The organism is Dyella sp. (assembly GCF_035277725.1).
Classification (GTDB): Bacteria; Pseudomonadota; Gammaproteobacteria; order Xanthomonadales; family Rhodanobacteraceae; genus Dyella_B.
In genome coordinates, this window is sequence record NZ_DATEJY010000086.1 from 19,744 (window position 1) to 39,460 (window position 19,717).

Genomic DNA, 19,717 nt, shown 5'->3' on the forward strand with positions numbered 1-19,717 from the left:
CCCCTCGGAAGAGGGGTTGGGGTGAGGGCAACAACGTAGGCTGGGACGACATCCCAGCATCGGAAATTGCAAAGGCTGGGATGTCATCCCCGCCTACGCGCCCCTGCGATGCACCGGCTAAAATCGCCGCCATGACATCGCATCTCCCGATACGCCCCGAACTGCGCGAATGGATCCTCACCACCACGCGTGCCGGCCACAGCGTCGACACCGTGTTGAAGATGATGCAGGAGACCGGCTACGACCCGCGGCAGAGCCGCAGCATCGTTGCCGCCGTGTTGAACATGCCGGTTTCGGCGCTGGAGGCGCATGCGCAAGCGCCAGCACCGAAAAGCCAGGGCCGTCGCACGCGGCATCCGGAAGCGCCGCAGATGGTGGTCAATGGCCATACCGTCCATGTCGGACTCAGCATGGAATCGCCAGCGCTGCGCGTACTCAATGATTTTCTTTCGCCGGAGGAATGCGCAGGCCTGATCGAACAGGCCTCGCCGCGCCTGCAACGGGCCAAGACGGTGGACAGCTCAGGCAAGCAGCAGATCGACGCGCGCCGCACCAGCGAAGGCATGTTCTTCACCATTGGCGAAACGCCACTGATCCAGCGCATCGAGCAACGCATCGCCACCATGCTCAGCATTCCCGTTGATCACGGCGAAGGCTTGCAGGTGCTGCACTACCGCCCCGGTCAGCAATACGAAGCGCACTACGATTGGTTCAATCCCGAGCAACCCGGGTTTGCCGCCATTACCGCCAAAGGTGGCCAACGCATCGCCAGCCTGGTGATGTACTTGAACACACCTGACGCAGGTGGCGGCACGGCCTTTCCGGAAGTAGGGCTTACCGTGACGGCGCTGCGTGGTTCGGCCGTCTATTTCGCTTACGACACCGGCGATGAGGCATCCCTGCATGCCGGATTGTCGGTGGAGAAAGGCGAGAAATGGATCGCCACCAAATGGCTGCGCGAGCATCCGTTCCAAAAAGCATCGCGCTGACACTCGCACGTTGACGTAGCGACTACGCCGCTCGCCGCAGGCTCAAGGCAATCACCAAGCCGATGATCACATGCACCACGATGCTGCTGACGACCCAGCTTGCCGGCACCGGCGTTTTCGGCACTGCCGACAGCGGCACGACAATCAGATTCATCACCACGAAAAGCCCCAGGCCATACAAGCAGCCGTACAACCAGGGGCGTTCGAATAGCCCATCCACGCGCCGGCTGGCGAGGTAATACACCCCCACCATCACGCTCATGATGGCGTAGTGCAGCAGCGCGCCCAACGCTACCGTACCGCCGCCACCGAGAAAGGCACGCTTGCCCAGCAGGCCTGCAGCGATGTTTTGCAGGATGCGTACGGGTGGTACGCGATACAGCGCATGCCAGAACGAACATGCAAACAGGAGATCCGCCGTGGCGAGCGCCACGATAACCAGTACTACAAACAGCATGGTGGGATGCGCGCGCAGATGCCCCGACGCGCCGGAATCAAACGGTACCGACATGGGTTATCACTCGATCAGAACGAAGCTGCCAGCCGAGAAAAGCCCGCGAAGCCGTTGCGTGGGACAACTGCTTCGCGGGAGTGGGAAGTGAGGGAGACGTCGTCGCCGCCGGGTTCGTCTGCCTGGGGAGGTGCTGACGATAAGGTTTTGTTAGCGAGCCCTGCGACCGGTTCAGACTATGCAGGTCGGCACATGCCCTCCATAGCCAATTGCCTTTATTTTTTTAAAGCCTTTTTGTTGTCCCAGCGCAGTTCTCCTAGCCCCTCAGCCGTCCCCCAGGTGGTCGTGCGTGGCGCAGCGCCAGACTGGCGGCTGTCTGGTCAAGCCGCGCGCGGCCGCATGGGGCCGGCTGAGGGGCTAGGAGAACTGCGCTGGGACATCAAACAGGCTTCAAGCCATTGGGAGGGCGTTGCGTGTTTCTAGAACTAGATGGGCAAGGGCCGCTCTACGATCAGCTGACGCGTGCATTGAAAGCTTCCATTCTCGACGGCCGCATTGCCGCGGGAACGCAGCTGCCACCGACGCGTGAATTGGCGCACGAGCTGGAGATTTCACGTACCACCGTACTTGCCGCTTACGAACAGTTGCGTGCGGAAGGCTATATCGATGGCCGGGTTGGCTCGGGCAGCTTTGTCAGCCACCTGCAAGCCAGGCCACTGGCGCATCACGTGAGTACCGACATTGATGCGCCCTCCCGTTATGCCGAACGGGCGCGCAAGGTGCGCAACTGGGACATCCCGCGCATGCACCGGGGGCTGCGTTACAACCTGGAATACGGTTATCCGATGATCAACCCCACGCTCAACAATGCATGGGGTCGGGAGCTTGCCCGCGCGGCGGTGTATACGCGCCTCAACGCGGTGGAGCTGGCGGGGCTGGGCGTGCTGCGCAAGCAGACGTGTGATTACCTGGCACGCCGCCGTGGCGTACAGGCGGAACCGGATGACGTGCTGATCGTCACCGGCACGCAACAGGCCATCAATCTGGCCGCGCGCGTGCTGGTGAACGAAGGCGATCCGGTGGTACTGGAAGAGCCGCACTATTTTCTGGCGCACCAGGCGCTGGCCGCACATGGCGCCGAGCTGGTCAGCGTACGCACGGACGAGCACGGATTGATTTGCAGCGAGCTTCCGGAGCAATCGCCGCGCCTGATTTATGTCACGCCTTCGCATCATTTTCCTACCGGCGCCGTGCTCTCCATGCAGCGCCGGCTCGACCTTTTGCACTACGCCGAACGCCACCAATGCTGGATCCTGGAAGACGACTACGACGGCGAATTCCGCTACGACGCCCATCCACTGGCCGCCTTGCGCTCGCTCGACGAACAGGATCGCGTGATTTATGTCGGCACGTTTTCCAAGGTGATGTTCGGCGGCTTGCGGCTTGCGTACATGGTGATGCCTGCCGCGCTGCGCGCCGATTTCCTCAACGCGAAATACCTGACCGACATGGTTTGCCCGGTCATCGAGCAGGCGGCCTTGGCACGCTTCATGGAAGACGGCGGCTTTGAACGTCATCTGCGCGCCGCGCGCAAGGAACTGAAAGCGCGGCGTGAAATGCTGATTGCCGGCTTGAAGGAGCACGCGCGCGATCGCGTCGAGATCACCGATACACCCGCCGGCATGCACATGGTGGTGTGGCTGCGCGGCTACGATGCACCACGTCGCGAAGCGCTGGTCGCCTATGCACATGAACACGGCCTGGGCCTTCACCCGATGAGTCCGCTGTATGCGCGTGCGCCGGAGCGGCAGGGCTTGTTGCTGGGTTATTGCAGTCTGTCGGTGAACGAGTTGCGGGAGGCGATGCGCTTGTTCGGGCAATGCCTGGATTACATGGAGCAGGCGTAAGACCGCGCGTGAGCAACATACCTCCCGGCCCCGGCCACAACGGCCGGCGGGAGGTTTTTTCATAAGCTTCGGAGCAAAGCGCAGGCAGCGCTTGGTGCACCGCGACAAGCTTTGCCTTATGCTGAGCGGCTTTCCCTGCTTTGGCAAAGATGTGAGGAGTGCCCCATGGGCCTGGATATGGTTAGCGCCGGCCGCGACGTGCCGAACGAGATCAACGTCGTCATCGAGATTCCGAAGGATGCGGAGCCGGTCAAATACGAAGTGGACAAGGAAAGCGGCGCTATTTTCGTGGATCGCATCCTCTCCACCCCCATGCGCTATCCCTGCAACTACGGCTATGTGCCGGGCACCCTGGGCGGCGATGGCGACCCGCTCGACGCGCTGGTGATCCTGCCGCTGCCGCTGGTGCCGGGTTCGGTGATTCGCTGCCATCCGGTCGGCATGCTTAAGATGACCGACGAGGCCGGTTCGGATGAGAAGCTGGTGGTGATCCCGTCGAAGAAGATCTTCCCGGGCTACGCGCACATCGAAGACATCAAGGGCGTGTCGGGCCACTGGCTGGAGCGCATCGGCCACTTCTTCGAACACTACAAGGATCTGGAGAAGGGCAAGTGGGTGAAGCTGGAAGGCTGGGTGGGTGCCGCCGAAGCCAAAGCGGAAATCGTCGCTGGCGTGGAGCGCTGCAAGCAGAAGGCATAACGCCGGATAGCGGCGTAGGCATGCCATGCATGTCATGCCGCTGATGGGTGGCTGTAGGTTGGGTTAGCGCAGCGTAACCCAACCAATCGCTCCGAACATGTTGGGTTACGCTGCGCTAACCCAAACCTACGCCCATTCATCATGGCGGGTGCCTCGAAGCCGCATGACTGTTGGGGTGAGGCGCAGCCGAACCCCAATGATCATCTGGTCCACGGCAGGCCAGCATCTCTTCAAGTCATGATGTGGCCCGGACTGGACGTCTAAACGTCCAAACCCCGTTCCCACGGCGGCACGGCACCAAACTGTTCCGCCAGAAAATCCGCGAATGCCCGCACGCGCAACGGCACCAATCGCCGCTGCGGCATCACCGCATAGATGCCGGTCTCGGCAATCGAATACTCGGGCAACACCACTTTCAATCGCCCCGCACGCAAGTCATCGCACACGTGCCAGGTCGAGTGCTGCGCAATGCCCAGCCCGGCCAGCGCGGCGTCGCGCAGCATTTCGCCCAGCGTCGATTCCAACCGGCCATTGATGCGCACCGTATGCAGCTGGCCTTGCGCATCATGCAGGCGCCAGATGTCCTGGCGGCCATGGCTGCCTACCAGCATCAGGCATTCGTGCTTGCCAAGTTCCTCCGGCGTTTTCGGCATCCCGAAACGCCGCAAATAGTCAGGCGACGCACACAGCACACGCCGGTTCGCCGCCAGCTTGCGTGCCACCAGGCGCGAGTCGTGCAGCGCGCCGATGCGAATGGCAAGGTCGAAGCCGGCACGGATCAAGTCCTGCAGCTCGTCGCTGAAGTGCACGCTTAGGCGCACGCGCGGATAGCGCGCCATAAAGGCTGGCAGCAGCGGCGATACGAATTGGCGGCCGAACGATGCGGAGGCCGTAAGTCGCAATGTACCGCCCACATCCGAAGCGCCTTGGCGCAAGCCTGAGGTCAGCGCCTCCAGATCCTCCACCAGGGTTCGACCTTGCTCGGCCAAAGCCAACCCTTCCGGGGTGGGGCTGAGCCGCCGCGTGGTCCGATGCAACAGCCTTACCCCCAGATGCTGCTCCAACCGCTTTAAGCGCTGGCTGGCAACGGCGACAGAGAGATCCAGACTACGCGCGGCAGCGCTGATGGAGCCCTGGTCCAGCACGCGCATGAACAGGATGAGATCCCCGACGCGGTCCATATTTTCAATATTTTATTGAAAGTGATTCGCCATCTTGATGGTTTTTGCTGAAGATGCAAGCGCCTACGCTGCGACCCATCGCTTTTCGATGGAGTCGATCGCATGGCCATCTCCCCTTCCCGTTCCATGCCGGTGGCGCTGTACGCACTGGCTGCTGGCGCCTTCGGCATCGGCACCACCGAGTTCGTGATCATGGGTCTGCTGATCCAGGTGGCGGCCGATCTGAAAGTCGGCATCGCCACCGCCGGCCTGCTGATTTCAGGTTACGCGCTCGGTGTGTTCGCGGGCGCACCGATATTGACCGTCGCCACTAGCCGCTTGCCGCGCAAAGCGGTGTTGATCGGGCTGATGGCGATCTTCACGCTCGGCAATATCTGCTGCGCGATGGCACCGAATTACACGGTGCTGCTGCTTGCACGCGTGATCACGTCGCTGGCGCACGGCACGTTCTTCGGCGTCGGCTCCGTGGTCGCGACCAGCCTGGTGGCAGCGGATCGTCGCGCTTCAGCGATCTCGATCATGTTTACCGGCCTGACCATTGCGACCTTGCTTGGCGTGCCGGCGGGCGCGTGGCTCGGTTTGCACTTTGGCTGGCGTTCGACGTTCTGGGCTGTTGCCGCGATCGGCATAGTCGCCATGCTGGTGATTACGGCGCTGGTGCCTGCGGGTCACGAGCATGGCAAACGCATCGCGGTGCGGGATGAATTGCGTGCCATTGGCAATCCATCCGTGCTGTTTGGTTTGCTGATGACGGTGCTTGGCTTTGCCGGCGTGTTTACCGTGTTCACCTACATCCAGCCGATCCTCACCGAGGTGACGGGTTTTGCGCAAAGCGCGGTGTCGCCCATCCTGCTGATGTTTGGCCTGGGGCTGATCGCCGGCAATCTGCTCGGCGGCAAGCTCGCCGATCGCCAGCTGACACGCGCACTACTGGCGACGCTGATTGCATTGATCGTGGTGCTTGGCGTGATGACGTTCGCGCTGCAGAGCAAAGTGTTGGCCGTGCTGTTCGTGGGACTGCTCGGCATTGCCGCCTTCGCGACCGTACCGCCATTGCAGTTGTGGGTGCTGCACAAGGCGGAGGATGCCAAGAGCCTGGCATCCAGCTTGAATATCGGCGCCTTCAATCTCGGCAATGCACTGGGTGCATGGCTGGGCGGCATCGTGGTGGCGCACGGCCCTGGCCTCGGCGCCCTCACCTGGGTAGCGGCGTTTATCACTTTCTCGGGTCTTTTGGTGGCGCTCTGGGCGCTGCGCCGTGAAACGAATCCGCAGCGCCTGCCGACAAATGCGTGCGCCTGATCACTCGCGTTCAACTCATCATTACAAGGCATGAGCATGGATTATCGATTGCTTGGCACCTCGGGTTTCAAAGTACCTGTGCTCGGGTTTGGCGCGGGCACGTTCGGCGGCAAAGGACCGCTGTTCAGCGCATGGGGCCATACGGTTGGCGACGAAGCACGCCGCCTGCTCGACATCTGCCTGGAGGCTGGCGTCAACCTGTTCGATACCGCGGACGTCTATTCCGATGGCGCCTCGGAAACCATTCTTGGCGAAGCGCTCAAAGGCCGCCGCGATAGAGCAATCATCTCCACCAAGCTCACGCTGCGCGTGGGCGATGGCCCCAACGACGTCGGCGCATCGCGGCATCATCTCGTCACCGGTATCGAACGCGCGCTCAAGCGTTTGCAGACCGATTACATCGATCTGTTGCAACTGCATCACTTCGACGCGATGACGCCGGTGGAAAGTGTGATGCGCACGCTCGACGATCTAGTGCGCGAGGGCAAGGTACGCTATCTCGGTGCATCGAATTTCTCCGGCTGGCAACTGATGAAATCGCAGGCGGTAGCGGATCGCCATGGCTACACGCGTTTGGTCGCCAACCAGACGTACTATTCGCTGATCGGCCGCGATTACGAGTGGGAATTGATGCCGCTTGGACTGGACCAAGGCGTGGGCGCGGTAGTGTGGAGTCCACTTGGCTGGGGCCGGCTGACCGGCAAGATTCGCCGTGGTCAGCCACTGCCTGCGGGCAGTCGTCTGCACGAAACAGCAGGCTTCGCGCCACCGGTGGATGAGGAGCGGCTTTACCGCGTGGTGGATGCGCTCGATGACATCGCCGCCGAAACCGGCAAGACCGTGCCGCAGATCGCATTGAACTGGTTGCTGCAGCGTCCCACGGTGTCGACCGTGCTGATCGGTGCACGCAACGAAGAGCAACTTCGACAGAACCTCGGTGCCATCGGCTGGCATTTGAGCCGCGAACAGATCACCCGGCTGGATGCAGCCAGCGCCGTCACGCCGCCTTATCCCTACTACCCGTATTGGAATGGTCAATTCGCCGAGCGCACACCGCCGGCTGTCCAGTCAACATCGTCCCTCGGAGACTCACGATGAAAGCTGTCGCCCTCACCCGTTATCTGCCCATCGACGATCCGCAATCTTTGCTCGACGTGGAGCTGCCCAAGCCCGAGATCGGCCCGAACGACCTGCTGGTGTGCGTGGAAGCGGTGTCCGTCAACCCGGTCGACACCAAGTTGCGCTCGCCCAAGCCAAACGTAGAAGCACAGCCGCGCGTGCTCGGCTTCGATGCCGCCGGCACGGTGGCAGCGGTAGGCGCCGACGTCTCCGACTTCAAGCCGGGCGACGAGGTGTATTACGCCGGCGACGTCACGCGTGCTGGCAGCAATGCGCAATACCAGGCGGTGGATGCGCACCTGGCTGCACATCGTCCACGTCGTCTGGATGCCGCTGCTGCGGCAGCGTTGCCATTGGTCACCATCACGGCATGGGAGCTGTTGTTCCATCGCATGCCGTATCAGCCCGAGCGCGGTGGTGACGGCAAATCGCTGCTGGTGATTGCCGGTGCCGGCGGCGTCGGCTCGATGGCCATCCAGCTTGCGCGCCGCGCCGGCTTCACCGTGATCGCTACCGCTTCACGACCCGAAACGCAGGCGTGGTGCCGTGCGATGGGCGCGCAGCATGTGATCGATCACCGTCAGCCATTGACAGCACAACTGAAAGCACTCGGTTTCAATGAGATTGACGCCGCGCTCAATCTGGCCGACACCTCGCACTACTGGACGGAGCTCGGCGAACTGCTGGCGCCACAAGGGCATGTCGGCCTGATCGTGGAACCGAAGTCACCCGTACACATCGGCGATCCGTACAAAGCCAAATGCATCGGCATTCATTGGGAAATGATGTTTGCGCGGCCACGCTTCAAAACCGCGGATATGAGTGAGCAAGGGCGCATCCTGGAGCGCGTGGCGGCATTGATCGATGAAGGCGAGTTGCGCGGCATTCAACGCGAAACGTTGAGCCCGATCAATGCGGAAAACCTGCGTGAGGCGCATCGTCGATTGGAGTCGGGCAGCACGATTGGCAAGCTGGTGCTTGCGGGTTGGTGATTTTCGGAAAATTGAAGCCCGTAGGCTGGGATGAAATCCCAGCGCCGTCATGCCAAAGAAGTGCTGGGATTTCATCCCAGCCTACGGGCACCCGGAAACGTCAGTGATGCACCACCGGCTTGGCCGGCTCGCCTTTCTTGCCCAGCTCTTCGAGCAACGTCGACAGGTCCTCGGCGTGCTCTTCCTCCTTCGCCAGAATTTCTTCCATCACGCGGCGCGAGGTCGGATCGTCGTTGCCAAGGTATTGCGCGATGTCGCGGTAGCTATCAATGGCGATGCGCTCGGCGATCAGATCCTCCTTGAGCATGTCCACCAAGTCCGCGCCTTCGACGTAGTCGGAATGGCTGCGGGTCAGCAAACCATCCGGATTGAAATTCGGTGCGCCGTCGAGTTGCGTAATGCGTCGCGCAAGCATGTCAGCATGCTCTTCTTCTTCCCGCGCATGCTCCAGGAACTCTTCCGCCACACTCTTGGCGTGAATGCCCGAGGCCATGTAGTAGTGACGTTTGTAGCGCAAGGTGCATACGATTTCGGTGGCGAGTGCTTCATTGAGCAACTTGACCACCGTATCGCGATCCGCTTTGTAACCTTCGGTGATCGCGCCTTTTTCGATATGTTCCCGCGCGCGCTTGCGAATGGTCTGAATGTCGGTAAGAAAGGGCTTGGACGCCATGGCCATCTCCTGCTTATGGCTGTTGCTGTCCGCTATCCTGTCTTTGCCACCGCGAAGCACGGGTGAAAATAAAGTCGCGAAGGTGTTCCGCCCAGCCTGATCGCCTATGGCAGCTCGTAATCGAAGAGGTAGAAATGCTTGCCTTGTTCGATCTGGATTTGCATTGAGCCGGTTAAACCCGTCAATGCTTCCGTGCCCGAATCCGGTACGACAGTCACCGACAACTGCGGCACACCACGATTCATGATGCCGTGATGCTGCAGCACGAAGCTGCCTTGTTTGCCGTGCAACGAACCGGTCACGCGTTCGATCGCCACGTAGCCTGCCGAGCCTTGCACTTGCCCCATGGCCGAAAGCATTTCGCCAAGGCTGGTCGCTTCAAGATCGCCGTGGAATTGCTTGTCGAGCGTCATCCGCCCCAGGCCGGCCTGCTCAATACCAGGAGCTGCTGGCTGCGGCGCGAGCTTTACGTCGAAAGGTCCCTTTGCCTGCATGACACCTCGCCTCTGGGTCAGTTGCGATATTGAACATCACTTAGGTACGGGCCGAAAGCTGGACCACTCAAGGTGTCAGGCCCCGGCTTTCGCCGGAGCCCACGGGGCCTGAGCATGCGCCGATACAGGCATCAAGCCTTGTGATAAACCTCGGCACCTTGCGAGCGGAATTCTGCAGCCTTCTCGGCCATGCCTTCTTCCAACGCAGCCGTTTCATCCACGCCGTGCTCCGCAGCGTAATCGCGCACGTCCTGGGTGATTTTCATCGAGCAGAACTTCGGCCCGCACATGGAGCAGAAGTGCGCGGATTTGTGCGCATCCTTCGGCAATGTTTCGTCGTGGAATTCGCGCGCTTTGTCCGGGTCGAGGCCGAGGTTGAACTGATCATCCCAGCGGAATTCGAAGCGCGCCTTGCTGAGTGCATTGTCGCGCACCTGTGCACCCGGATGGCCCTTGGCAAGATCAGCCGCGTGCGCAGCAATCTTGTAGGCGATGATGCCGTCGCGCACATCTTGCTTGTTCGGCAGGCCAAGGTGTTCCTTCGGCGTGACGTAGCAGAGCATGGCGGTGCCAAACCAACCGATCATCGCCGCGCCGATGGCGCTGGTGATGTGGTCGTAGCCGGGCGCGATGTCGGTGGTGAGTGGCCCCAGCGTGTAGAACGGTGCTTCGTGGCACTTTTCCAGCTGGCGCTCCATGTTTTCCTTGATCAACTGCATCGGCACGTGGCCGGGGCCTTCGATCATCACCTGCACGTCGTGTTTCCAGGCGATCTGCGTGAGCTCGCCCAGCGTATCGAGTTCACCGAATTGCGCGGCATCGTTCGCATCTGCCACGCAACCAGGACGCAGGCCATCGCCGAGGCTGAAGGAGACGTCGTAGGCCTTCATGATCTCGCAGATGTCTTCGAAGTGCGTGTAGAGGAAATTTTCCTTGTGATGCGCCAGGCACCATTTGGCCATGATCGAACCGCCACGCGAGACGATGCCGGTCACGCGCTTGGCCGTGAGCGGCACGAAGCGCAGCAGCACGCCGGCGTGGATGGTGAAGTAATCCACGCCTTGCTCGGCCTGCTCGATCAGCGTGTCACGGAACAGCTCCCAGGTAAGGTCTTCCGCGACGCCACCGACTTTTTCCAATGCCTGGTAGATCGGCACGGTGCCGATCGGCACCGGCGAATTGCGGATGATCCATTCGCGCGTTTCATGGATGTTCTTGCCGGTGGAAAGATCCATCACGGTGTCGCCGCCCCAGCGGATCGCCCAGACCAGTTTTTCAACTTCTTCAGCGATGCCCGAGCTGACTGCGCTGTTGCCGATGTTCGCGTTGATCTTGGTGAGGAAGTTGCGGCCGATGATCATCGGCTCGCTTTCCGGGTGGTTGATGTTGGCGGGAATGATGGCGCGGCCGCGCGCCACTTCGTCGCGCACGAATTCCGGGGTGATCAGCTTCGGCAGCGAGGCGCCGAACGATTCGCCCGGATGCTGCTTGCATAGCGCGCTCTGCTTGAGTGCTTCGACACGCTGGTTTTCGCGGATGGCGATGTATTCCATCTCCGGCGTGACGATGCCGCGGCGGGCGTAGTGCATCTGCGTGACGTTGGCGCCGGCTTTGGCGCGCAACGGTGCACGCGTGTGGCCGAAGCGCACGGCATCCAGCTTGGCATCGGCAGCACGCTCGCGGCCGAAGGCGGAGGTGAGTCCCGACAATTGCTCGACGTCGCCGCGCTCCATGATCCATGGCGCACGCAGCGCCGGCAGGCCAGCTACGAGATCGACGGTGTACTCGGGATCGGTATAGGGGCCTGAGGTGTCATAGACAGTGATGTCCGGATTGGCCTCACCACCGAACAAGGTTGGCGTCTGTGCCTGCGTGATCTCGCGCATCGGCACGTTCAGATCAGGACGGCTGCCCTGGACGTGGATCTTGCGCGAACCCGGAATCGGGCGCGTGACGGCTTCGGAGAGTTCTTGCGCGGCGCGCACGAGTTCGGAGGGCAAGGCATTCATCGGCGTTCGTCCTTCATGTATCCGCAACGCAGTGCGGGGTGTGCGGCTAGCCGCACGGGGATCGAAGCGATGGCGCCAACGCACGGTGGTGATCGTGCGACGAAGCTCCCTACACCGGTGCTAACCGGATCAGGTTCGAAGGGACTCTCTCAGCCGACAGGTGGTCGGCACCCCCGCTTCCTAACAACAACCCCGCTATTTGACCATGAAGCGGGGTGATAAACGAGTGCAGGCTGGCTCAGTGGGCGGGCGCGTAGGCGCGCAAGAACATGGTGACGCTGGCGCGGGCGTTTTCTTCGATTTCCCTGGCGTAGGCCTGCTGGCAATCGACGCAACCGAACATGTGCCGCATCATGGAATCGCCTTTGATCAGCGAAATGAACTGCGTTGCCGCGCGCGGCACGTTGGCGATCTCGAGCATGCCGGCATCCACTGCCTGCTGCAGCAGGCGCTCCAGCAGGGCACGGGAGCGCATCGGACCTTCTTCCCACATCAACTTGCCGTAACGCGGATTGCCTTGCCGGCAATCGCTGAGAATGGCGCGGAACGTACCCACGGTTTCCGGATCGCAATCCAGGCGTGCGTGGGTAAGGGCGATGCGGTTGAGGATCTCCCCGATATCGGTGCTGGAGTCGAACTGGTAGGTCTCCTCGGGCAGGAGATCCTGGATGCGCGCGCGGATGACCTCGCGGAACAGGTTGTCCTTATCACCGAAGTGACTGTAGACCGTGAGCTTGGATACGCCCGCCTCCGCGGCGATCGCATCCATGCTGGTGCCGGCGAAGGCATTGCGTATGAACAGAGCCTTGGCGGCGTCGAGAATGGCCGCGCGCTTTTCCATGTCCTTAGGGCGACCTGGCCCATGCGGCTTGGCTAGCGGGATCGAGTTCATAGATGCACCTTCACAAATCAGAAAACCCAATTTAATATACGGGTCGGTTTACTTATTTTCCGAATGATACCGAATATTTCGGCCCATGTGCGTAACGACTCCAGAAATGGCGCTCAGCGCTCCCTACCGCAAGATCCAGCGTCTGCTTTCGGAGTGGCTGGAAGACAGCCGGACAGCGCGCAGACAGGTATTTGCGATCCGAGCCCTGGTGCCGACTCTGGATGCTACAGACAAGCATCGTTTGTGCCGTTGGCTGGCGTGGTGGTGCGTTGCGGCGGGATCGCGCGGCGAATGGTTGCTTGGACGGATCGAGCGGCTTGATCCGGCGCTCGGCACGGGTACCGAAGCGGCGCTTTCGCGACTGCCGCTCGGGGTGGGTTTGAGCGCTGTTCGGCTGCATCGGAAAAGCGCGTAAGTGTCCGCGGACACAGGACAAAAGCATGACTTACGTCAGGTCGTTGCGATGACTTCCGGCACTTCGTGCAGGACATGTCGCACCGCAACCTTACCATTGTCGAAACAGGGTCTAAACGCTTATCCTTTTTGACCTTTTTTTGATCCGTATAGGCTTGTTTTCCATGGCGATGAACTTCGATCAGGCGCGTCAAAACATGGTTGAGAACCAGGTGCGCCCCTGGGAGGTACTGGATGGTCGCGTGCTTGACGTGCTGCGTCACGTCCGTCGCGAAGACTTCGTGCCGCCTGCGCATCGCCAGCTGGCCTTTGCCGATCTGAACCTGCCGCTCGGCCACGGCGAAGTGATGATGAAGCCGGTGATCGAGGGCCGCGTGCTGCAGGCCCTGGCACTGAAACCCGAAGACAGCGTGCTGGAAATCGGCACCGGTTCGGGGTTCCTCACGGCCTGTCTGGCCAGCCTGGCCGCTCACGTCACCAGCGTGGATATCCATGCCGATTTCACGGTCGCCGCCGCTGAGCGCCTGAAAGCCGCCGGCATCACCAATGTGCAATTGCTGACCGGCGAAGCCGTAAGCGACTGGCAGCCGCAAGGCACGTTCGATGCGGTGGTTGTCACCGGAGCCGTTTACCGTACCCCTGACCGTTTCCTCACCTGGCTCAAGCCCGGCGGCCGGTTGCTCGTCGTTCGCGGCGAGTCGCCCGTGCAGCAGGTGCTGGTGCTGACGCACGAAGGCAATGGCCGTTATCGCGAGGAAAGCCTGTTCGAGACGGATCTCCCCTATCTCGCGCACGCCGAACCACCTCGCCGATTCGTTTTTTGACCCTGATCGATTCCCCGACCTACGAGGCGAACCATGCGCTTGAAGCTTCTGACCCTTGCCCTGTCCCTGGCCGCAGTTTCCCTGCCCAGCCATGGCGAGGATTTGCTGGATGCATACCGTCAGGCGCGTGCGAACGACCCTGTCCTGGCACAGGCCGACGCCACCCGTCTCGCCGTTCACGAAGGCATTCCGCAGGCACGCGCGCTGCTGCTGCCGCAGATCAGTGCGGGCATGAGCCTGCAGCAGCAAAGCATTACCGGCAATAGCAACTTCAGCGGGACCGGGACCAATACCGGCAACAGCGGCGTCATCAGCGGACACGAGCGTACGCGCTCGATTTCGGCCAGCATCGACCAGACCATCCTCAACCTGTCCGATGTCGCCAATCTGCAGGCCGCGCACTCCACGGCCGATGCGCAGGAAAAAACCTATGAGGCTGCTGCGCAGGAATTATTCGTGCGCGTGGCCAGCGCCTACTTCGCGGTGCTGAACGACGAAGAGCAGGTCGCCGTGGCCAAAGCCAACGAGGAAGCCTTCCGCGTTACCTACGACCAGGCCGATCAGCAATACAAGGTCGGCATTGCCGCCGTGACTAACGTGTACCAGGCCAAGTCGCTTTATGAAGCCGCCAAGGCGAACACCGTCACCATCGAAAATACGCTTGCCAACGATCGCCAGGCGCTGAGCGTGATCACCGGCAAGCCGGTGGGCGATCTGAAGAAGCTGCGCCCGGACCTGCCGATGGCCCCGCCCGCTCCTGCCGATCCGCAAGCCTGGGTGGACAGCTCGCTGAAGAACAACCCAACCCTGATGTCGGCACAGCTGTCGGTGGACGCTGCGGAACACACCATCAACGCCGCGCGCGCCAACCACCTACCCACCATCACGGCCAGCCTGTCGCGCGGCAAAAGCACGTCATGGCTTGAGAACGGTAGCTACAACGTCGCCGGCAACGGCCGTTACGGCAACACCATCGGCGTCACGCTGTCCGTACCGATCTTTTCCGGCGGCGCCACCCAGTCGAAGGTGCGCCAGAGCATCTATCAGCGTGACGAAGCGCAGGATTCGCTGGAGCTGACCCGCCGCCAGACCATTCAGAGCACGCTGAACTACTACAACTCGGTACTCGCCGGCATCAGCGAAGTGGAATCGGGCAAGGCTGCGGTGGATTCGGCGCAGAAAGCCGTGGACGCCACCAAGGCCGGTTTCCAGGTAGGTACGCAGATCATGCTTGACGTGCTGACCTCCATTCAGAACCTCACCTCTGCGCAAAGCACCTATTCGACCGCGCGGCATCAGCTGGTACTCAACCGCCTGCTGTTGAAGCAATCGGCCGGCACCATCACTTACGACGATCTGCAGAGCGTCAATTCACTGCTGCAGTAGTCGGCTCGAACCGAATAAAAAAGGCCGGGTTTCCCGGCCTTTTTTGTGCCTGCAGGAAAGCTATTCCTGCAACATCCGATCGATCAGATGCATCACGCGCCGCACGGCGCCACGCTCGCTGTCGAACACCACACGTGCCTGACGCCCCATCTGCCTGCAACCCACCTCGTCCTGCAGCAATTGGAGTACCTCGCCGCCGAGCGCTTCGTTCTGCATCACGCGCTTCGCACCACCGCCGCGAATCAGGGTGAGGGTAATTTCCTCGAAATTGAAGGTATGCGGCCCCACCAGCACCGGGCGCGCCAGCGACGCGGGCTCGAGCACGTTGTGGCCGCCGATCGGCACCAGGCTGCCGCCGACGAAGGCAACGTCGGAGGCGGCGAAAAACGGCATCAGCTCACCCATCGTGTCGATTACGAAGACCTGATGCGATTCCCCCGGCACGCGATCGGTACTGCGCGTCGCCATGGTGAAGCCCAGGCTTCGCACCGAATGCTCCACCAGCCGGAAACGCTCGGGGTGACGCGGCGCGATCAGCAACAAGGCATCAGGCAGCCGCTTGAGTACTTCCAGGTGTGCCTCCAGCACGGCCAGTTCCTCGCCTTCGTGCGTGCTGGCGGCAATCCACACCGGACGCAGATGGCCCCATTGCTGGCGGAACGCTTCGCCGTCTTCCAGCGCACCATCCGGCACCGGCATATCGAACTTGAGATTGCCGCTGACAGTGACCAGGGCCGGATCGGCACCGAGCAGACGATAGCGCGCCGCATCGGTGCGCGATTGCGCCGCGATCTGCCGCACGCAGCGCAGCGCCGAGCGCAGCAACGCGCGCATCGGCGCATAGCCGCGCAGCGAGCGACCGGACAGGCGCGCATTGACGATCATCAGCGGAATCCCGCGCCGATAGCAGCCGAAATACAGATTCGGCCAGATCTCCGTCTCCACGATCAGCGCCAGCCGCGGACGCACCTGCTTGAGAAAGCGATGCACGGAGAACGGCAGGTCATACGGCAAATACACATGGAACACGCTGTCGCCAAACAACTGCTGCACGCGTGCCGAACCGGTCGGCGTCACCGTGGTAACCACCAGCGGCGCGTTGGGATAGTCCTGGCGCAGCGCCTTGATCAGCGGCTCGGCCGCATTCACTTCGCCCACCGACACGGCATGCACCCAGATGCTGCCGCGCAGATCCGGCGCCTTGAAGATGCCGAAGCGCTCCGGCCAGCGCTGGTGGTAATTGCCGTAGCGCATCCCGCGTGTCAGCAAGCGCAGCACGATCAGCGGCGTGGCGAGGTACATCAGGAGGGTATAGAGATAGCGCAACGTCGCGTCGTTCCGGTCCGGGACGCGAAAGTATACGGGTCGGCGCGTCGCGCGCCTTCGGTCGCAGGCCAGCCGCTACAATGGTCCGAATGCCCGGAACACCTTATCCCTCTTTCACCCGCTCCCTGCTCGCACCACGCCTTTGGCCGGCGTGGATAGGCTTAGGGCTCATGAAGCTCATCGCCATGCTGCCGTTCCCGATATTGATGGGCATGGGCCGCACGCTCGGCTGGATGATCGAACGCATTCCCTCGCCACGGCGCAAGGTCGCCGCGACCAACATCGCGCTGTGCTTCCCCGAGCTGGACGCCAAGGCGCAGGCCGCGCTGGTCGATGCGCATCTGCGCGACATCGGCATGATGCTGATCGAGTTCGCGCTCGGCTGGATGGGTTCGGATCGCGCCATCGGCAAGATCCCCGTAACCATCGAAGGGCTGGAACATCTGGAAGCCGCACACGCCGAGGGCCGCGGCGTGCTGCTGGTCGGCGGGCACTTCTCGCACCTGGAGCTTTGTGCGCGACTGGTATCGCAGCGTATCCGCATCGCCGGCATGTATCGGCGCATGGACAATCCGGTGTTCGAATGGACGGTGCTGCGCGCACGCCTGGGCTATGCGCGCGCGATGTTCGACAAGGACGACATCCGCGGCACCGTGAAATACCTGCGCAACGGCGGCACGCTATGGTACGCGCCCGACCAGGACATGCGCAGCAAGGACAACGCCTTCGTACCGTTCTTCGGCGTGATCGCCGCCACCATCACTGGCACGCATCATCTCGCGCGCCTGTCCCGCTCGGTGGTGGTGCCGTTCTTCCATCGCCGCCTGCCGGGCAGCCAGGGTTATGCCTTGCGTTTGGGCGCACCGCTGGAAGACCTGCCCAGCGCGGATGCCGAGGCCGACACTGCGCGCGTCAACCGCTGCATCGAGGACATGGTGCGCGAGGCGCCCGAGCAATACCTGTGGGTGCACAAGCGCTTCAAGACACGCCCGGAAGGCTCTCCGCCGATCTATTAAGCACTGCGTGATCGTAGGCTGGGATGGGATCCCAGCTTCCGGATGCCGGATTGCATCTACGCCCAGCCCAGGGTCGACAGGCTGGCGTCAGCCTCTCCCGGTACATAGGCGCATTGGCCCTCTTCGCGCCCATCGTCATGCCCCGCAACCACCTACTTCGCCGGTCGGAAACCCGCCCGGCCCCGCCGATTGCCGTAAGATTTTGCGCCAGGCAGACCAGGAACACGGCATGACCGCGCAGCAAGGACAGCAGGCCCAGGCCTGCCCGATTTTCATGTACCACAACGTGGCGCAGGCGCCCCGCGCCCTCAAGCGCTGGCGCAGCCTGTACGTGAGCCCCGGTGCGTTCGCGCGGCAGATGTGGCTGCTCAAGCGACTGGGCTACACCGGCCTGTCGATGAGCGATGCGATGCCCTACCTGCGCGGGGAGCAACACGGTCGCATCGCGGTCATTACGCTGGACGACGGCTACGTCGACAATCTCCAGTTCGCCATGCCGGTGCTCCAACGCTACGGCTTCACCGCCACCTGCTACGTGGTGAGCGGCAGCATCGGCCGCTACAACCATTGGGACGCCGAAAAACTCGGCATCCAGAAACCCTTGATGACACCAGCGCAACTGCGCGCCTGGCACGAAGGCGGCATGGAGATCGGCGCGCATACGCGTTCGCATCCACGCCTGCGCCAATGCAGCGATACGCAACTGCACGACGAGATCGCCGGCAGCAAGACCGATCTCGAAGACGTGCTGGGCGCACCGGTCACGCAGTTCTGCTATCCATACGGCGACATGGATGACCGCGTCGCCGACGTCACGCGTGCATCGGGCTACGCGGCTGCCACGACCACCCGGCGCGGCCGCGCCATCATCGGCACGGACTTGTGGCGCCTGCCGCGCGTGCAAGTCGCTCGCCATCACATCCTGCCGCAATTTGCCATGCGCGCATTCACCAACTACGAGAACAAACGTTACGAGAGCGGGCGCGCATGAAATTTCTTTTCGTCGGCACCAACCCGGAAAACACCGGCGCCGCTACGCATTTCGTGGCCTTGGCCCAGGCCATGGTGGAAGCAGGCCATGAGGTCAGCGCCGTGGTTTATCCAGGCGGCCTGATCGCCAACGCGTTGGCCAACTCGGGTGCCAAGCTTTATCCAGCGAAATTCCGCAACGTGTTCGATCTGCGTGGCTATCGCGCCACCTTCAAGGCAGCGCGCGATCTGCAGCCGGATTGGCTGGTCGGCAACTTCGGCAAGGAATACTGGCCGTTGATTCTGGTGAGCCGTTTGCTCGGCATACCGGTCGCGCTGTTCCGCCATCGCACGCCGCCGATGGGACGCGTTTCGGGTTACCTGGTGCCGCGCCTGGCGCAACGCTTTTTTGCCGTCTCCGCGCATGCACGCCAGGCATACCTGGAACGCGGCGTGCCGCCGCAACTGGTGCGCGTGCTGTACAACCCGGTAAACATGGCGTGGTGCAAGCCGGACGCGCAACGGCGCAGCGAGATCCTGCATCGGCTGGGCATTCCGCAGGATGCCATCGTGCTTGGCTACTTTGGCCGCATCCATCACAGCAAGGGCATTTTCACCCTGCTGGAAGCACTCGGTGGCGCGATGACACAGGAATCGCGCCTGCACTGCCTGTGGCTGGGCCATGGCCCGGACGTGCAACAGCTGGGCGACAGCATTGAAGCCGGCGCCTTTGCGCATCGCCATCACATGCTCGGCTGGATCGACGACGTGCATCCGTACTACAGCGCGATCTCGATGCTGGCGTTTCCCTCCGTCGCCACCGAAACCTTCGGCCGCGTGTCAGTGGAAGCACAAGCAGCTGGCGCACCGGTGCTCGGCAGCAATATCGGTGGCGTGCCCGAAACACTTTCGCCCAATGTCACCGGCTTGCTGCTGCCGCCTGGCAACGCCGCCGCGTGGCGCAATGCGATCCTCAAGATGTGCGAGACGGACGTGCGCGAGCCGATGAGTGTGGCGGCGCGGGATTTTGTGGATCGGCATTTCAGTACGCGGGTGATTGCGGATGAGTTTGTG

General features: G+C 62.1%; 19 protein-coding genes and 1 riboswitch. Of the genes, 12 read left to right on the forward strand and 7 right to left on the reverse strand.

The window, feature by feature from the left end; translation table 11 throughout:
* Window positions 1-131: 131 nt before the first annotated feature.
* Complete coding sequence (locus VJR68_RS08160) at window positions 132-989, forward strand: 2OG-Fe(II) oxygenase (protein WP_324147176.1); 858 nt, start codon at window positions 132-134, stop codon at window positions 987-989.
* A gap of 22 nt (window positions 990-1,011) precedes the next feature.
* On the opposite strand, the gene VJR68_RS08165 is transcribed toward VJR68_RS08160, so the two are convergent.
* A complete protein-coding gene (locus VJR68_RS08165; RefSeq protein WP_324147177.1) occupies window positions 1,012-1,500 on the reverse strand; it encodes a hypothetical protein in 489 nt (162 codons plus the stop codon).
* Window positions 1,501-1,913: 413 nt separating this feature from the next.
* On the opposite strand from VJR68_RS08165, the gene VJR68_RS08170 reads away from it, so the two are divergent.
* On the forward strand, window positions 1,914-3,347 hold the full coding sequence (locus tag VJR68_RS08170) for a PLP-dependent aminotransferase family protein (protein ID WP_324147178.1): 1,434 nt from the start codon (window positions 1,914-1,916) through the stop codon (window positions 3,345-3,347).
* 165 nt (window positions 3,348-3,512) lie between these two features.
* Entirely contained in the window at window positions 3,513-4,046 is a 534-nt protein-coding gene (gene ppa, locus VJR68_RS08175; protein ID WP_324147179.1) for an inorganic diphosphatase, read from the forward strand.
* A gap of 260 nt (window positions 4,047-4,306) precedes the next feature.
* Here ppa and VJR68_RS08180 read toward each other — a convergent pair whose 3' ends face one another.
* The gene (locus VJR68_RS08180) at window positions 4,307-5,227 is read right to left on the reverse strand and encodes a LysR family transcriptional regulator (protein WP_324147180.1); all 921 of its coding nucleotides are present in this window, start codon (window positions 5,225-5,227) and stop codon (window positions 4,307-4,309) included.
* Window positions 5,228-5,329: 102 nt separating this feature from the next.
* Between VJR68_RS08180 and VJR68_RS08185 the strand changes: the two genes are divergently transcribed.
* From VJR68_RS08185 to VJR68_RS08195, 3 genes are read left to right on the forward strand one after another with little or no spacing between them, the layout of a single operon-like run.
* A complete protein-coding gene (locus tag VJR68_RS08185; RefSeq protein ID WP_324147181.1) occupies window positions 5,330-6,529 on the forward strand; it encodes an MFS transporter in 1,200 nt (399 codons plus the stop codon).
* A gap of 36 nt (window positions 6,530-6,565) precedes the next feature.
* Window positions 6,566-7,627, forward strand: coding sequence for an aldo/keto reductase (locus VJR68_RS08190; protein WP_324147182.1), 1,062 nt, complete (start codon window positions 6,566-6,568; stop codon window positions 7,625-7,627).
* The gene (locus tag VJR68_RS08195; protein WP_324147183.1) at window positions 7,624-8,640 is read left to right on the forward strand and encodes a zinc-binding alcohol dehydrogenase family protein; all 1,017 of its coding nucleotides are present in this window, start codon (window positions 7,624-7,626) and stop codon (window positions 8,638-8,640) included. The genes VJR68_RS08190 and VJR68_RS08195 overlap by 4 nt, the downstream gene beginning before the upstream one ends.
* A 100-nt stretch (window positions 8,641-8,740) precedes the next feature.
* On the opposite strand, the gene VJR68_RS08200 is transcribed toward VJR68_RS08195, so the two are convergent.
* The 4 genes from VJR68_RS08200 to VJR68_RS08215 all read right to left on the reverse strand — a co-directional run bounded on the left by VJR68_RS08200 (window position 8,741) and on the right by VJR68_RS08215 (window position 12,708).
* Window positions 8,741-9,313: a ferritin-like domain-containing protein gene (locus VJR68_RS08200; protein ID WP_324147184.1), complete on the reverse strand. Its 573-nt coding sequence runs from the start codon at window positions 9,311-9,313 to the stop codon at window positions 8,741-8,743.
* A gap of 104 nt (window positions 9,314-9,417) precedes the next feature.
* Window positions 9,418-9,807, reverse strand: coding sequence for a DUF3224 domain-containing protein (locus tag VJR68_RS08205; RefSeq protein WP_324147185.1), 390 nt, complete (start codon window positions 9,805-9,807; stop codon window positions 9,418-9,420).
* A gap of 131 nt (window positions 9,808-9,938) precedes the next feature.
* Window positions 9,939-11,816 carry a phosphomethylpyrimidine synthase ThiC gene (gene thiC, locus VJR68_RS08210; protein ID WP_324147186.1) on the reverse strand — a complete coding sequence of 626 codons (1,878 nt, stop codon included), beginning with the start codon at window positions 11,814-11,816 and terminating at the stop codon, window positions 9,939-9,941.
* Between the two features lie 89 nt (window positions 11,817-11,905).
* A riboswitch (TPP riboswitch) is annotated at window positions 11,906-12,001 on the reverse strand.
* A 53-nt stretch (window positions 12,002-12,054) separates the two neighbouring features.
* The gene (locus VJR68_RS08215; RefSeq protein WP_324147187.1) at window positions 12,055-12,708 is read right to left on the reverse strand and encodes a TetR/AcrR family transcriptional regulator; all 654 of its coding nucleotides are present in this window, start codon (window positions 12,706-12,708) and stop codon (window positions 12,055-12,057) included.
* Window positions 12,709-12,814: 106 nt separating this feature from the next.
* Between VJR68_RS08215 and VJR68_RS08220 the strand changes: the two genes are divergently transcribed.
* The 3 genes from VJR68_RS08220 to VJR68_RS08230 all read left to right on the forward strand — a co-directional run bounded on the left by VJR68_RS08220 (window position 12,815) and on the right by VJR68_RS08230 (window position 15,332).
* On the forward strand, window positions 12,815-13,123 hold the full coding sequence (locus VJR68_RS08220) for a hypothetical protein (RefSeq protein ID WP_324147188.1): 309 nt from the start codon (window positions 12,815-12,817) through the stop codon (window positions 13,121-13,123).
* Between the two features lie 163 nt (window positions 13,124-13,286).
* Window positions 13,287-13,946: a protein-L-isoaspartate O-methyltransferase gene (locus VJR68_RS08225; RefSeq protein WP_324147189.1), complete on the forward strand. Its 660-nt coding sequence runs from the start codon at window positions 13,287-13,289 to the stop codon at window positions 13,944-13,946.
* Window positions 13,947-13,979: 33 nt separating this feature from the next.
* Window positions 13,980-15,332, forward strand: a complete 1,353-nt coding sequence (locus VJR68_RS08230; protein ID WP_324147190.1) for a TolC family outer membrane protein — start codon at window positions 13,980-13,982, stop codon at window positions 15,330-15,332.
* 60 nt (window positions 15,333-15,392) lie between these two features.
* On the opposite strand, the gene waaA is transcribed toward VJR68_RS08230, so the two are convergent.
* Window positions 15,393-16,658 (reverse strand): lipid IV(A) 3-deoxy-D-manno-octulosonic acid transferase, encoded by a 1,266-nt coding sequence (waaA, locus tag VJR68_RS08235; protein ID WP_324147191.1) that lies wholly within the window; start codon window positions 16,656-16,658, stop codon window positions 15,393-15,395.
* Between the two features lie 80 nt (window positions 16,659-16,738).
* Between waaA and lpxL the strand changes: the two genes are divergently transcribed.
* From lpxL to VJR68_RS08250, 3 genes are all read left to right on the forward strand, one after another.
* Window positions 16,739-17,674 carry an LpxL/LpxP family Kdo(2)-lipid IV(A) lauroyl/palmitoleoyl acyltransferase gene (lpxL, locus tag VJR68_RS08240; protein ID WP_324147192.1) on the forward strand — a complete coding sequence of 312 codons (936 nt, stop codon included), beginning with the start codon at window positions 16,739-16,741 and terminating at the stop codon, window positions 17,672-17,674.
* Window positions 17,675-17,903: 229 nt separating this feature from the next.
* Window positions 17,904-18,665 (forward strand): polysaccharide deacetylase family protein, encoded by a 762-nt coding sequence (locus tag VJR68_RS08245; RefSeq protein ID WP_324147193.1) that lies wholly within the window; start codon window positions 17,904-17,906, stop codon window positions 18,663-18,665.
* Window positions 18,662-19,717: glycosyltransferase family 4 protein (locus VJR68_RS08250; protein ID WP_324147194.1), on the forward strand; the 1,056-nt coding region annotated here is incomplete at its 3' end. The genes VJR68_RS08245 and VJR68_RS08250, both read left to right, overlap by 4 nt.